The 13,129-nt window shown below is 64.2% G+C and carries 13 protein-coding genes and 1 pseudogene; 3 read left to right on the forward strand and 11 right to left on the reverse strand.

The window, feature by feature from the left end; all coding sequences use genetic code 11:
- Positions 1-45 precede the first annotated feature (45 nt).
- The 3 genes from BMG07_RS06550 to BMG07_RS06560 are packed head-to-tail and all read left to right on the forward strand — an operon-like array spanning position 46 to position 4,809.
- Complete coding sequence (locus BMG07_RS06550) at positions 46-2,220, forward strand: SMP-30/gluconolactonase/LRE family protein (RefSeq protein WP_198083878.1); 2,175 nt, start codon at positions 46-48, stop codon at positions 2,218-2,220.
- The gene (locus BMG07_RS06555) at positions 2,217-3,332 is read left to right on the forward strand and encodes a strictosidine synthase (RefSeq protein ID WP_198083879.1); all 1,116 of its coding nucleotides are present in this window, start codon (positions 2,217-2,219) and stop codon (positions 3,330-3,332) included. The genes BMG07_RS06550 and BMG07_RS06555 overlap by 4 nt, the downstream gene beginning before the upstream one ends.
- Positions 3,313-4,809 (forward strand): sugar ABC transporter ATP-binding protein, encoded by a 1,497-nt coding sequence (locus tag BMG07_RS06560; protein WP_198083880.1) that lies wholly within the window; start codon positions 3,313-3,315, stop codon positions 4,807-4,809. The genes BMG07_RS06555 and BMG07_RS06560 overlap by 20 nt, the downstream gene beginning before the upstream one ends.
- Positions 4,810-4,926: 117 nt before the next feature.
- On the opposite strand, the gene BMG07_RS41635 is transcribed toward BMG07_RS06560, so the two are convergent.
- The 11 genes and pseudogenes from BMG07_RS41635 to BMG07_RS06600 form a co-directional block, all read right to left on the reverse strand.
- Positions 4,927-5,301, reverse strand: coding sequence for a tripartite tricarboxylate transporter substrate-binding protein (locus tag BMG07_RS41635; protein ID WP_269758721.1), 375 nt, complete (start codon positions 5,299-5,301; stop codon positions 4,927-4,929).
- Positions 5,286-5,903, reverse strand: a complete 618-nt coding sequence (locus tag BMG07_RS41640) for a tripartite tricarboxylate transporter substrate binding protein (RefSeq protein ID WP_269758722.1) — start codon at positions 5,901-5,903, stop codon at positions 5,286-5,288. Before BMG07_RS41640 ends, BMG07_RS41635 begins: the two co-directional genes overlap by 16 nt.
- A gap of 146 nt (positions 5,904-6,049) precedes the next feature.
- Complete coding sequence (locus BMG07_RS06570) at positions 6,050-6,940, reverse strand: CoA ester lyase (protein ID WP_198083881.1); 891 nt, start codon at positions 6,938-6,940, stop codon at positions 6,050-6,052.
- Positions 6,937-7,299, reverse strand: coding sequence for a CoA ester lyase (locus tag BMG07_RS41645; protein ID WP_269758723.1), 363 nt, complete (start codon positions 7,297-7,299; stop codon positions 6,937-6,939). Before BMG07_RS41645 ends, BMG07_RS06570 begins: the two co-directional genes overlap by 4 nt.
- An 83-nt stretch (positions 7,300-7,382) precedes the next feature.
- A pseudogene (locus BMG07_RS41650) lies at positions 7,383-7,910 on the reverse strand (CoA ester lyase); the annotation flags it as partial.
- Positions 7,911-8,265: 355 nt separating this feature from the next.
- Complete coding sequence (locus tag BMG07_RS41655; RefSeq protein ID WP_269758724.1) at positions 8,266-8,748, reverse strand: hypothetical protein; 483 nt, start codon at positions 8,746-8,748, stop codon at positions 8,266-8,268.
- A gap of 124 nt (positions 8,749-8,872) precedes the next feature.
- A complete protein-coding gene (locus BMG07_RS41660; RefSeq protein ID WP_269758725.1) occupies positions 8,873-9,214 on the reverse strand; it encodes a hypothetical protein in 342 nt (113 codons plus the stop codon).
- Between the two features lie 174 nt (positions 9,215-9,388).
- Positions 9,389-10,636, reverse strand: a complete 1,248-nt coding sequence (locus BMG07_RS06585) for a CoA transferase (RefSeq protein WP_198083882.1) — start codon at positions 10,634-10,636, stop codon at positions 9,389-9,391.
- A gap of 174 nt (positions 10,637-10,810) precedes the next feature.
- Positions 10,811-11,776: a LysR family transcriptional regulator gene (locus BMG07_RS06590; protein WP_198083883.1), complete on the reverse strand. Its 966-nt coding sequence runs from the start codon at positions 11,774-11,776 to the stop codon at positions 10,811-10,813.
- Between the two features lie 280 nt (positions 11,777-12,056).
- Positions 12,057-12,839 carry a substrate-binding domain-containing protein gene (locus BMG07_RS06595; protein WP_269758726.1) on the reverse strand — a complete coding sequence of 261 codons (783 nt, stop codon included), beginning with the start codon at positions 12,837-12,839 and terminating at the stop codon, positions 12,057-12,059.
- Positions 12,773-13,021 carry a LysR family transcriptional regulator gene (locus tag BMG07_RS06600; RefSeq protein ID WP_198083885.1) on the reverse strand — a complete coding sequence of 83 codons (249 nt, stop codon included), beginning with the start codon at positions 13,019-13,021 and terminating at the stop codon, positions 12,773-12,775. Before BMG07_RS06600 ends, BMG07_RS06595 begins: the two co-directional genes overlap by 67 nt.
- Positions 13,022-13,129 lie beyond the last annotated feature (108 nt).

Genomic DNA, 13,129 nt, shown 5'->3' on the forward strand with positions numbered 1-13,129 from the left:
CCTCCATGCGCGATCGAGGCAGACCTGACGCGGGCGAGCCCTGAAATGAACCCTACCTATACCCAGCCGGCGGACGTGCCGGTGCGAGCCCGTCCACCCACGCTGTCATGGAGCGAGCGCGTCAAACAGGCGCGCTACAAGTGGTTCCCTGACCACCTGCTCGGCGAGGTGCTCGCGAAGCGGTGGATCGACAACGCCGCGCCCTTCTTTTTCCTCATTGCCACCGTCTGCCTTTTCGGCACGCTGCTTCCGGATCTGTTCGCACCGGCCAGTTTCACCGAGACCTTGCGCCAGTTCGGCGAGATCGGCTTGTTGGTGCTTGCGATGTCGATTGTCCTGATCGGCGGAGGCATCGACCTGAGCATCGGCTCCAACTTCGCGCTCGCCAACTTCTGCACGTTGGCGCTGACAAGCATCTACGGGGTTCCGCTTTACGCCGCGGCCCCCATCGCGATCGCGGCGGGCGCAGCCGTGGGGTTGGTCAACGGGATCCTGGTGGGGTACCTGCGACTGCGCGCGTTCCTGACCACCCTCGTGACGCTGATCCTTTTGCGATCGGTGGTCGAAATGCTGCTGCTCAGCCGCTCGGTCGAGATCACCTCCAAGTTCGTTCCGTCGGCCGCGTGGGACGTCCTGGGGCTCAACCGCTACCTGGGCATGCCTGTGAGCCTGATCATCTTCGTCGTGGTGGCGGCGTTCTTCCACATCTACCTGAGCCGCCTGAAGTACGGGTGGCGCATCATGGCGGCCGGAGGCTCCCGCAGATCGGCGCACAACATCGGCATCAACGTCAAGCGCACCATCTGCTCGACCTACGTGATCTCCGGGGCCCTGACCGGCCTGGCTGGCTACCTCTACGCTGCGCGCTTGTCCAGCTTGAACACGGACGCCGGTTCGGGGCTGGAGGTTGTCGCGCTCACCGCCGCCGTGCTGGGCGGAACCAGCCTGGGCGGCGGCCGGGGCTCGGTCGCCAAGGCAGCGATGGGCGCGGCAACCGTCGTCATCCTCACCAGCGGCGTCGTCCGGCTCGGGTTGAGCAGCGGCGCCGGCCAAGCGGTCCTTGGCCTGATGTTGGCTTTTGCGGTGGCCGTGGACGTGCGCTGGGTCAAGAACCGCGACAAGGTGCTGAGCAAGGTCTACGTTTCCCCGACCTTCGTCGCCATGCCGGAGGCACCCAAGGCCGACGTGTCAGGCTCGCCATACGCGATCAACACGAGGTTGCGCTCCTCCGATGCCATCGGGCTCGGCGAAATCGAGGGCCCGGAGGACGTCATCCTCGATCGCCAGGGGAACCTCTACACGGGCACGCGGCTTGGCGACATCGTCAGGTTCTTCGGTCCCGATTTCGCGCGGTCCGAAGTCTTCTGCCACATCGGCGGGCATCCGCTCGGGATGTCGTTCGCGCAGAACGGCGACCTCTACGTGTGCGTGGGCGGCATGGGCGTTTACGCCATCGATCAGGCTGGCGTTTGCAGAAAGCTGACTGACGAAACCAACCGCTCCGCCTGGTCGGTGGTGGACGATTCGCGCCTTCGGCTGCCTGACGACCTGGACATCGCCCCCGACGGGAAGGTGTACTTCAGCGAAGCCACCGTCCGCTACGAGATGCACACCTGGCCGGTCGACGCCCTGGAGGGCCGCGGCAATGGCCGCATCATCTGCTACGACCCCGAAACGAACAGGACGAAGACCGTCCTTCGCAATCTGGTGTTTCCCAACGGCATGTGCCTGTCTCACGACGGCATGTCGATCTTTTTCGCCGAGAGCTGGTTGTGCCGGATCAGTCGGTACTGGATCTCCGGGCCGAAGGCAGGGCAAGTGGAAGTGGTCATCCCGGCCCTGCCGGGCTACCCCGACAACATCAACCGGGCATCCGACGGCACGTACTGGCTCGCCATCATGGGCATGCGCGGACCGGCACTCGACCTGGCCCTGAAGATGCCCGATTTCAGGAAGCGCATGGCGCGGCGCCTTCCGGAAGACGAATGGCTGTATCCGAACATCAACACAGGGTGCATCGTCAAGTTCAATGCCGCCGGCCAGATCCTGGAGACGCTCTGGGATTTCGGCGGGGAGAGCCATCCCATGATCACCTCCATGCGCGAGGACCGAGGCCACCTGTACATAGGCGGCATCACGAACAATCGCATCGGGCGCCTGGAGCTTCGTGGCGCCAATGCGGACTGGACCGGCTACGACAGCTACTGGCAGAAATCATGATGTTGAACCCCTTCTCCGGTGTGCTCGATCGCTTCTTTGGCCGTGGGCGGCACAGTGTGACCGTGCCTTCGATGGACGGCGCGCTCCAGCCCAACCGCCTGCTGGAACACGCGACGCCGTTGCTGCAAGACAGCGGCGCGGACAACCTGGTCAGCTGTGCAGGCGTGCTTTTCTTCACCGTGGGTCGTGCGGTCTGGCGGCTGGCTCCAGGGGCGAAGGCCGAGCTGCACCACCCGTTGCCCGATGTGGCGTGCGCACTTGCCGCGTCGCCCGGCGGACAGTTGGCGGTCGCACTGCACAGCGGCCGTGTTCTCGTCTTTCGCGACCAGGTGCCGACGCAACTGTCGGCCGCGGAACAGCGCGGTCTGAAATGCATCACCGCGATCGACTTCGTTGGAGAGGACCAGATCGTGGTCGCCAACGGATCGGCCACAAGGACACAGGCGCAATGGCAGGCGGATCTTTTGGAGCGCAACAGCTCGGGTTCCATCTGGAAGCTCCACCTGAAGGGCGACCGCATCGAGCAGCTTGCCAGCGGACTGGCACATCCGGCCGGCGTCCTCGCGGCAGGCGACACCGTCGTCGTGTCGGAAGCCTGGAAACACCGCGTCGTCACGATCTCACTGTCGGACGGAAAGCGGACAACTCAGGTCGCCGACCTGCCAGGCTACCCCGGCCGCCTCGCGCGATGCGCGGACGGATCTGCCTGGCTGTGCGTGTTCGCTCCGCGAAGTCAGTTGATCGAGTTCGTGCTGCGTGAAGACAGGTACCGGACCGAAATGCTGAAGACGATCCCGCCGGAGTTCTGGGTCGCGCCAGCCTATCGCAGCGGGCGGTCGTACGAAGAGCCGCTCCAGGGAGGCGCGGTGAAACAGATGGGGATGCTGAAACCGTGGGCGCCGACGCGGTCCTATGGCCTGCTGGTGAAGCTGGACGACAGGCTTCAGCCCGAAGCCAGTTTCCACAGCCGCTCGGATGGGGATCGGCATGGCATCACCAGCGTCGCTGGAATCGGCCAGGGGGTGGTGTTCGCGTCCCGCGGTGCGGGAGGGCTGTTCGTCCTCGACGACAAGGTTCAAGCTGGAGCAGTTGATGCAATCGCCGTTCATTGAATTCCGGAAAGTCACGAAGGCCTTCCACGGCGTGGTGGCGGTGCGCGACGTGTCGCTGGAACTGCGCCGCGGCGAAGTCCATGCCTTGTTGGGGGAGAACGGCGCCGGCAAATCGACGCTGACCAAAATGCTGGCCGGCGTGGTCGGCATCACGTCCGGCGAGATCTGGCTCGAGGGCAAGCGGGTGCAGTTCAACACGCCGCTGGAAGCGCTGCAGTCCGGCATTGCGATGGTGTTTCAAGAGACCAGCCTGGTGCCTTCGCTGACCGTGGCGCAGAACATCTACCTGGGCAACGAGAACACGTTCAACCGACTTCGTGGGCTGTACATCGCCGCCCAGCAGTTCCTTCAATCGCTGAACTTTCCCGTTGACCCGACCTTGAACGTCAGCCAGCTCGGCGCGGCGCAGAAGCAAATGGTGGAAATCGCACGCGCGGTCCACCACAAGGCGCGCGTGATCATCTTCGATGAACCCACGGCAACGTTGACGCCGGAGGAGAAGGGGCACTTCTTCTCCTTGATCAAGCGGCTGAAAAGCAGCGGCGTGACCATTGTCTTCATCACGCACGCGCTCGAAGAAGCCCTCGCGGTTTCCGATCGACTGACCGTCTTGCGCGACGGCACGCTGGTGACCAGCGACGACGCCAGCAAGTTCGACCGGGCAGCGGTCATTCGGGCCATGGTGGGGCGTACCTTGTCCAACGAGATCTACAGCCAGCACGATCGGAAGGTCCGCAAGGCTCGTCGCAAGATCCTGGGCGTCCAGAACCTGTCGATGGGACGCATGGTGCGCAACAGCTCCTTTTCCATCTTCTCGGGGCAGGTGACGGGGATCTTCGGGTTGATCGGATCGGGGCGGACGGAAATGGCTCGCGTGATCGCCGGCGTCACCAAGCGCGACCATTTTCACGGGGGCGAGATTTTCCTCGAGGGGCGAGCGGTGCGATACCGGGTCCCGCGCACGGCGATGGCGGACGGCGTGATCTACATCACCGAGGACAGAAAACTGGACGGGTTCTTCGAAACCATGTCGATCGCCCAGAACATCCACCTGGGTTCGCTCGCGGCGGATCGCAAGCGCCGCTGGTGGTTGGGAAAGGACGAGACGGCGAAGGCCGCCAATGAATGGGTCCAGTCGTTGAACATCAAAGCCATCAGCGGCGAGGCACGCGTGATCGAGTTGTCGGGGGGCAACCAACAGAAGGTGGTGATTGCCAAGTCGCTGATCCAGAAGCCCAAGCTGGTGATCTTCGACGAGCCGACCCGCGGCGTCGACGTCGGCGCGATCGCGGAGATCCATCAGCTCATCAACGACCTTGCCGACGACGGATTGGCCGTGGTGGTCATCTCTTCCTATCTGCCCGAGATCCTGAACCTCTCGGACCGGATCCTCGTGGCCCGCAAAGGCCGCATCGTGGAAGAGTTCGATGCCAAGGCCGCGACCGACGAGAAGATCATGTACGCGGCCGTTCATTGAGCGCCCGAAGGGCGCGCACCGATGTGCCATCGGCCGCGTGCCTGCTCCCTCGCGCGCCATGCACGCCGCTCCTTTGGACAGCGGCGCCCAACGGGGGCTGCGTGACGGCTCGGCCCTTCAATCCGCCTTGATGTTCGCGGCTTTGATCAAACCGCCAAGGCGGACCCGCTCTGCCTCCATCACTTCGGCCATGTTCGCGGGGCCGGACTTGTCAACCGCTTCGATGCCCAGCGTCAGGTACTGGTCGCGCACCACTTGCGACGAAACTGCCGCCTGGATGCTGCGGTTCAGCTTCGTCAGGATCGGCTCTGGCGTCCCGACTGGCGCCATCAAGCCAATCCAGGCGTAAACATCGAAGTCTTTCAAGCTGGTGGAAGCCGCCAATGTCGGTATCTGTGGAAGCGCAGAGCTGGGTTTGGCCGAAGAGAGGGCGTAGGCGTGCACCCTGCCAGACTTGACGTGTGGGGCTACGGAGGTCACGGAGTCGAACATGAAGTCGACGCGGCCGGCCACAACACGTCGACCAGCGCGGCGCTGCTCCCCTTGTACGGCACGTGCGTGGCTTTGCCGTGGATCCTGGCCAAAAATAGTTCGGAGATCAGGTGCCCAATGGAGCCTCCACCTGAGGTGGCAAAAGTGTATTTTTCCGGGTTCGCCTTCACCAGTGCAATCAGGGCCTGCGCGTCCTTCGCGGGAAACGAGTTGGCCGCGACAAGCACGTAGGGCACGGTCGCGATGACACCAACCGGAGCAAAACTCTTGCCGTCGTAGTTTGTCTTGGTCAGAAGGGGGCTTACGGTCACTGAGCCCGTGGAGCCGGCCAGCAGCGTGTACCCGTCCGGGAGGGCCTTGGCCACGAAGTCGCTTCCGATCGCGCCGCCCGCTCCGGCCTTGTTGTCGATGATGAATGCTTGACCAAGCGATGCGCTGAGCCGTTCCGAGACGGCGCGCGCCGCTGCATCCGTCGCTTGGCCAGCCGTCCACGGGACGACCACTTTGACCGGCTTGGCCGGGTAGCCATCGGCGGAGTGGGCGGGCAAGCAACAGGAGATCGCCAGGAAGATTCCGAGCGTGCTGGCTTTGTTGGTGTGCATGTGAGTCCTATCGGTTGTTGAGTGCCTTGCGGCGTTTCTGGCGAGACACCCTGAGCACCGGGAAGAGGCTGCCCGTCCAGCGGAGAGCGAAGCCCACGCGCACGGCTCACGCCGTCGTCACGCGCTGGTGGGACGCGGCGGAACAGTCAGCCCGACAATTTTTCGATTGCGCTTGCCAGTTCGAGCAGTTGCCGGGCTTCGCGCACGTGCAGCGCTTCGACAAGTGCTCCCTCCACCACCGCCATGCCCGTACCGGACGCGACGGCCGCCTCGAACGCCTCGATGCGTTGACGGGCGCGTTTCAACTCGTCGGCGGCAGGCCCGTACACCGAGTTGGTGGGGCCGATGTGTGAAGGATGGATCACGGACTTGCCGTCGAAACCGAGGTCGCGCCCTTGCCGGCACGACGCAAGCAGCCCTGGTTCGTCGTCGATCTTCAGGTGGACGCCGTCCAGGGCGACGAGGCCCCGCGACCTTGCCGCGCAGACTGCCAAAGCGAGCAAAGGCAGCAACGCGGCGCGGTCCACCGTGTGGCGGCCCCTGAGGTCGGCCACAAGGTCGGTCGTTCCAAGGACGAACGCCTGCATCAGTGGATCCGCGTCGGCGATCTCCGGCAAGCGGAAAAAGGCGGCCGGCGTTTCAATCATGGCCCAGATGCGCAGGTCTGAAGAACCTCCCGAGCGTCGAAGCACTGCCGCCAGGTCCTGGACATCTGCCGCAGACTCGACCTTGGGCAACAGGATCGCCGCGGGTGCCAGTGGCGCAATGGCGGCTACATCGTCGTGCCCCCACTGCGTTGCAAGACCGTTGATGCGCACGACGACCTCGCGATGGCCGAACTGCGCTCCCAGCGCGCGCACGGCGTTGTCACGGGCCTGCGCCTTCGACGCGGGGGCCACCGCGTCCTCGAGGTCGATGACCACGACGTCGCACGCGAGCGTCGCCGCTTTCTCCAGGGCGCGGGCGTTGGCGCCCGGAACATACAACGCCGAACGCCTGGGCCGTGCCGCTGAACGAGGGGCGGCAAAGAGACTCATGGCGTCCTCGACCGCCCGGTTCTGTCGAGCAGGTTCTCGGCCATCTTGATGCTGACCAGGTCGATGAGCTTGCCGTCAAGGCTGACCGCGCCACGGCCTTCGCTCTGCGCAGTCTTCATCGCTTCCATGACCCGGTGGGCGTAAGCAAGTTCGGCGGCGCTCGGGGCGAAGACGTCATTGGCGCCTGACACCTGCGAGGGGTGAATGACCCATTTGCCTTCGAACCCCATGGCCGCGGCCCGACGAGATGCCGCCTCGAACCCGTGCGTGTCCGCGTAGTCGCCGTAGGGGCCATCGATGGGACGCAATCCGTAGGCGCGGCATGCAACGACCAGGCGAGACTGCGCGTAGTGCCACATGTCGGCGGGGTAGAACGGCCTGGCCTCGCTGCCGTTCTTGTTGGACAGGACGCCGTACTCGGGATTGCGCCGCCGATCCCGCTGGATCGCGCGCGCGTGCTTGCCGCATAGTCGCCCACCCCGAAGCTCAGCGACTCCAGGCGCTTCGAGCTCACGGCAATCGACTCCACGTTGGCCATTCCGAGAGCGGTTTCGATGAGCACATCGAAGCCGATTCGCCGGTCCCGCCGGGTCGCCGCCTCGATCTGCGAAACCAGCATGTCGACGGCGTACACGTCCGCGGCCACCCCGATCTTTGGAAGCACCAGCATGTCCAGGCGAGGGCACGCTTCGACCAGGGCCACGACGTCCTTGTACATGTACTCCGTGTCGAGCCCATTGATGCGGACCTGCACGGTCTTCGTGCCCCAGTCGATGTCGTTCAGCGCTTCAACGGCGAGGTTGCGGGCCTTGGCTTTCTCGGCGGGGGCAACGGCGTCCTCCAGGTCCAGGAACACCGCATCGGCGGCGGACCGCGCCGCTTTCTCGAAGTAGATCGGGCTGGACGCCGGCACGGCAAGCTGGGACCTTTGAAGACGGGTTGGAGCAGAAGGGAAAAAGGTGGCGCTCATGAAAACAGCTTGGTAAGTGGAGCAACGTCGATGGCCAAAGGAAAGAGGTTCGAAGCGGCAGGCCCGGCGCGATATCCGTGTCCGCTCGACAAGCGCCTCCGATGCGCGGCGGCAGACGCATGTGCCCGGGGTTCATCGACCGGCGCTCGGCCTTTCGGCGCTGGCCCCCTCCCGGCCTGCTCGACAAGGGGCGCGCGAATGCAGTCAGTCATGGCGGTTGCCGCCTTGCGCCTTGCGCGGCACCGCCACGACGTAGTCCAGATCGAGCACCACGGCGGGGTGGTAGGCGCTTCCACCGTCAGGCATGGATGTCGAGGCCACCTCGCGTCCGCGGGGAGCGTGTCTTTCAAGCCGATCAGGCGCAGGCGCAAAGCGCGACGTCTGTCCGGTTGGGCAGCTTGAATCGGTCCACAACCTCCGTGAAGGCGTAGAGCGTGTCTCCGGCAAGCGTCGGTGATACGTGCGTCCCTGCATTCACGGCCAGGATCTCGAGGGCGTTTTCCAGGCCGTCATGGGACAGTGCGCGGCACACCGAGATGACGTGTCCGCCGTAGACCAGGCGCTGGCCGATCTGCGATCGACGCATGCCGAATCCATCGAAGTGGGGGCGCGAGTTGTTCTGATACAGGCGAGCGGCGGCCATGTCGTCGGCATGCTCCATGGTCACGCCCAACGGATGGTCGAAGCGATCGCCAGGGGCGTATGCATCCCAGAGTTGCGACGAACCCGACGCCTCGCACCACTCCTCCAGCGCTTCGCAGGAGCGAATGCGGGCACGCGCCGTCAGCTCGTCTTTGGGGACCGAAGCGAGAAGTTGCGGAACGAACGACTCGGCCACTTTGGCATCACGCGTCGCTTGTGAACCATGACCCAGCGCACCCAGGTCAAAACCACGACGCCGTCTTTGTTGTAGCAGGTGGATCGAACATAGACCACACCGGTCAGGCGGCTGGAGTTCTCCTTCAGTCCGATGACCACGCTCTCGCAGGACAAGGTGTCTCCCGCGTACACGGGGGCCAGGAATCGAGGTCCGCGTAGCCCAGGTTCGCAACCGCGTTGACGGACAGATCGGGGACGGTCTTGCCGAATGCGATGTTGAACACCAGGAGGTCTTCCAGTGGCCGTTGAGGGTGGCCCAGTTCGCGGGCCACGGTGTCCGCGCAATGGATCGCGAACCGCGATCCCGTGAGGGCCAGGTAGGCCGAGATGTCGCCGTCGCTGACTGTTCGAGGGGTCGCGTGGTGGATGATCTGGCCGAGGCGAAAATCCTCGAAGAAGTTGCTCTTGAATGGGTGTCTGGTCAACTCGGTCTCCTGAAAGGGGCGTCAGCCGATCTGCGCCGAAGCGATCGTGGCAAGCGCGCCTCGCTGCCAGCCCGATGCCCGTCGGAGCCGAGGGTGGAGTGGCGCGGCCTTGGCAGGAAGTAAGACCAATGCCAACGCTGTCCAGGTTCTGCGTTTTGCATCCCGCTTGCTGCCTCAGACGCTCAGAGGTTGATTCACAAGGGGGTCGCGTTCAGGGCCCGCAACAATGCCGTCGTCGTGCAGCTTTCCCAGTGCGGCCCCGCTCAACCCGAGCACTTCCTGCAGGATCTGGTCGGTGTGCTGTCCAAGAAGCGGCGCGGGTACCGGCGAGCCGGTGTGCGTGGTGCCCATGCGAAGCGTGCCGCCCGCCGCAAGGTGGCTGCCAACGCCTGCCGTGTTCACGCGTGTGAAGATGGGATTGGCTTCGCTCAGGCGCGGGTCGCGCGCAAGCGCCTCCATGACCGTCTGATAGGGACCCCAGCACACCTTGTGCGTGTCCAGGGTCTCGCGCACCTGCGCGAAGCTTCTGGTTTTGAACCATCCCTCGAGATAGGCCGCGATGGCCAGACGCGCCGCAAAGCGGTCCTCTTCTTTCTCCAGATTCAGTTGCGCTTCCTGCTCGATCTTTTCGCATGCGCCCTGCATCGCGCAGGCGGCCACGAGGCTCTTCCACTGTCCCAGCGAAATGGCGGCGACGTAAACGCGGTGGCCGTCGAACGTCCCGAAGTCTTTCCCGAAAGCCCCATAGAGGAAGTTGTCGAGGGACGTTCTTTCCTGGTTGAGCAGTTCCGCTTCGGCCAGCATGCCCAGGTGAGAAAGGGTGGAGAACGCCACATCGGAAAGGGCGAGCCGCATTTGCGCTCCGCCACCGGTCGCCTGGCGATTCGCCGCTGCCGCGGCGATCCCGAATGCGGCCTGGTAGGCGCAGGCGATGTCCCACGCCGGCAGTGCGTGGTTGACCGGGGAATCGATCGATCCGTTGCCGGTGATGGCGGGAAAGCCCGCCGCGCAGTTGACCGTGTAGTCCACCGCGGTCGTGCCATCCGGATTGCCTTCGATCGTGCAGGTGATGAGATCCTTGCGACGCTCGGACAGGTGCGCGTGCGAAAGCCAGGGCACACCGATGTTTGTGAGCAGGACGCCGCCGTTGCCGGGCGCGGTGACCAGGGCCTGCACCAGTTCGCGCCCGGCAGGCTGGCGAATGTCCACGGCGATCGACTTCTTGCCCTTGTTCAGGCCCGTCCAGTAAAGACTGCGCCCGCCAGGCATCATGGGTTGCCGCGCATAGTCGATGCCGCCGCCAACCATGTCGATCCGAATGACTTCCGCGCCGTACTGGGCAAGCGTCATCCCGGCAAGTGGCGCTGCGATGAACGCGGAACTCTCCACGACGCGCAAACCGCGCAAGAGATTGAAATCCAAGGCTGTCTCCATCTGGTCGCACCGAAAGCGTGGGGCTTTCAACGTGCTGCGAAGTCCGGCGTGCGCCGGAAGATGGGACGAACTCTAGAGTGGCGTGAAGGCCCTGACAATCGAAGTTATCGTGTCGATTGTGCGGTTTGAACGCACAATGCCAATGCGTCGCAGCCGGGCTTTTCAGTTGAGGGAAGACGTCCCACGCTTGCGCCTCGCAGGTCCGCTGAGGGGGCTCGGCAGCGCGATCAGCTGCCGCAAGAGTTCCGCAAGACGAACGGAGGCGGGTGACAGCGAATGGCCACGCAGCGTGATGATGCAAACCTGGCGCAGCAATGGCGGGTTGACGATCCGAAGCGAGTACACGGAGGGATGCAGCTTTTCCGGCAGGGCGACCTTGGGCAAGATCGCCGCGCCCAGTCCCGCGGTGGCCATGGAGATGAGTGTCTGCGCCTGGGTGAATTCGTACCGATTGGAGAAAGTGAGGTTGCGTTCTTTCAACGTGGCTTCCAGCATCCCCCGCAGGGCCGTGGCCGTGTTGAGCACCAGCATCGGCATGTTGGCCAATGTTGACAGCGAGATCGTCGACTTGCTGGTGGTGACGAAACGCTTGGGGACGAGGGCATAGAACGGATCGTCGAGGATCGGTTCGAAGGTGAACTCGCTGGTCTCGGTGCTGGGGCCGATGCCGAAGTCCACCTCCCGACGACGCACGCTTTCGAACAGCGCCGCGGAGGTCAATTCCCTGACCGACACCTCGATGCCCGGGAAGTCCTTTTCGAAAGCCGCAAGCACCCTGGCAAGACGTGTCTCCGCGATCGTGGGTGAACAGGAAAGCGCGACACGGCCTCTTCGGACATCCGCCGATTCCTGGATCTTTCGCAGCCCTGAATCCACTTCTTGAAGAGCCCGTTGCGCGCACTCCAGGAGTTGCAGTCCTTCGCCCGTCAGGCGCACGCTTCGCGTCGTTCGATGAAACAAGGCAACCCCCAGCTGGTCTTCGAGCTGGCGTATCTGCGCGCTGACAGCGGAGGGAGAGCGAAAGGTCTTCTCGGCCGCGGTTCGAAAGCTGCTGTGCTCGCTGACCAGCAAGAACGTCTGCAGCAATTTGAGGTTGACGTTGGCGACAGGTGCGTTGACTTGTTTCATGAAACTAAGGTGTCTCCACAGGTTGGCGACTCGATCAAGCGGGGTCGCGCCATCTCGTCATGTGCTTTGATTGTCCATCTGTTCACGACCACGGGCACCGTGCAGTCGGTTGACTCACGTGCGCGTTGACCACCCTGTCCAATGGTATTTGCGATGAATCCTCGGAAGGCGTGGACGTGGCGGCGGCCATCGGCGCGGATCACTCCTGCCCATCCTCCTCAGGCCTGGGCTGAAACGGCAAGCCGGCGGTCACGCCGCGCCCAGCGATGACATCCTTCCTTCAGCGGCAGGTCTGGGTCCCCAGCTCATCCCCTCGCTTCGACCGCGCGATCATCCAGTCGACGAAGGTCTGCGCCGCAACGCTGGCCTTCGCGGGCTGCCACAGGATGCCGAGCGGGAGCAGGGGGTCGCAGCGCGCCACGTTCAAGGCGCACAGCTGCCCCGATGCCAGCGCGGGAATCGCGAAGCTTCGGGGCAGCACGATCAAGGCATCGACTTCCGCGACCAGGGATGTGAGTGCCGACAGGGAGGGCGTGCTGATGTTCACGATGTCGGGGCGCCCCGGCATGGCGGAAAACCAGCTCTCGAAGATAGTGCGGCTGGTGTTGCCTGTCGGCAGGACCAGCCACCTCTCCCGCACCAGTTCCTGCAGCGTCAGCGCTCGCCTGCGGGCCAGCCGGTGGCCCTTGCGCGCCAGCACGATCGAGTAGTCCTCCTGCAGGCCATGGAAGCGGTGGCGATCGTGCAATGGACTCGGTGCGCGTACGAGCACGGCATCGTAGACGCCGTCGTCCAGGTGCTCGTGGAGGGCCGACAGGTTGTTCTCTTCGAGATGGATCCGGAACTGCGGACAGCGCCCGGAGAACTGCGCGACGCCCGCCATGATTTCGCCGCGGCAGGCCGCCGGTAGGGCGCCAATGTGGAGCGAACCCGCCGCGCCCGACTGGACGTCGTGCAGCGATTGCGCACCGTTCGCGAGCAGCTTGAGCGTCGCTTCTAAGAAAGGAAGCATCGCGCGACATGCCGCCGTCGGACGCATGCCGCGGGCATGGCGTTCGAACAAGCGTCGTCGATGAGGGCCTCCACCGCCGCCAGGAACTTGGTCACGCTGGGCTGGCTGATGCCCGCCACCTCGGCCGCCTTGTGGGTGCTTCCGAACTCGGCCGTGAGCATGACGGCCTGCAGATGCCGGTAGCTCACCTTGGCCAGCAGGCGGTTGTGGATCACGGTCTGGGGGGGCGTCATTGGGCGAGGGAAAGAAGGAGAAAAAATCAGCGATAGCTTTTTGGAATTGCTATGGGCGATTTGATTTTGCACGACGGTGGGCAGTCCAACACAATGAATTTCATCGCC

It is taken from the genome of Variovorax sp. E3, from assembly GCF_016082275.1.
Classification (GTDB): domain Bacteria; phylum Pseudomonadota; class Gammaproteobacteria; order Burkholderiales; family Burkholderiaceae_C; genus Variovorax.

Bases quoted from the DNA above. Each gene is read 5' to 3' on its own strand.
- BMG07_RS06590 (WP_198083883.1), bottom strand. From the start codon at position 11,776: ATGAAACAAGTCAACGCACCTGTCGCCAACGTCAACCTCAAATTGCTG.
- BMG07_RS06600 (WP_198083885.1), bottom strand. From the start codon at position 13,021: ATGACGCCCCCCCAGACCGTGATCCACAACCGCCTGCTGGCCAAGGTG.
- BMG07_RS06550 (WP_198083878.1), top strand. From the start codon at position 46: ATGAACCCTACCTATACCCAGCCGGCGGACGTGCCGGTGCGAGCCCGT.
- BMG07_RS41645 (WP_269758723.1), bottom strand. From the start codon at position 7,299: ATGTGGCACTACGCGCAGTCTCGCCTGGTCGTTGCATGCCGCGCCTAC.
- BMG07_RS41640 (WP_269758722.1), bottom strand. From the start codon at position 5,903: ATGCACACCAACAAAGCCAGCACGCTCGGAATCTTCCTGGCGATCTCC.
- BMG07_RS06560 (WP_198083880.1), top strand. From the start codon at position 3,313: ATGCAATCGCCGTTCATTGAATTCCGGAAAGTCACGAAGGCCTTCCAC.
- BMG07_RS06570 (WP_198083881.1), bottom strand. From the start codon at position 6,940: ATGAGTCTCTTTGCCGCCCCTCGTTCAGCGGCACGGCCCAGGCGTTCG.
- BMG07_RS41635 (WP_269758721.1), bottom strand. From the start codon at position 5,301: ATGTTCGACTCCGTGACCTCCGTAGCCCCACACGTCAAGTCTGGCAGG.
- BMG07_RS06555 (WP_198083879.1), top strand. From the start codon at position 2,217: ATGATGTTGAACCCCTTCTCCGGTGTGCTCGATCGCTTCTTTGGCCGT.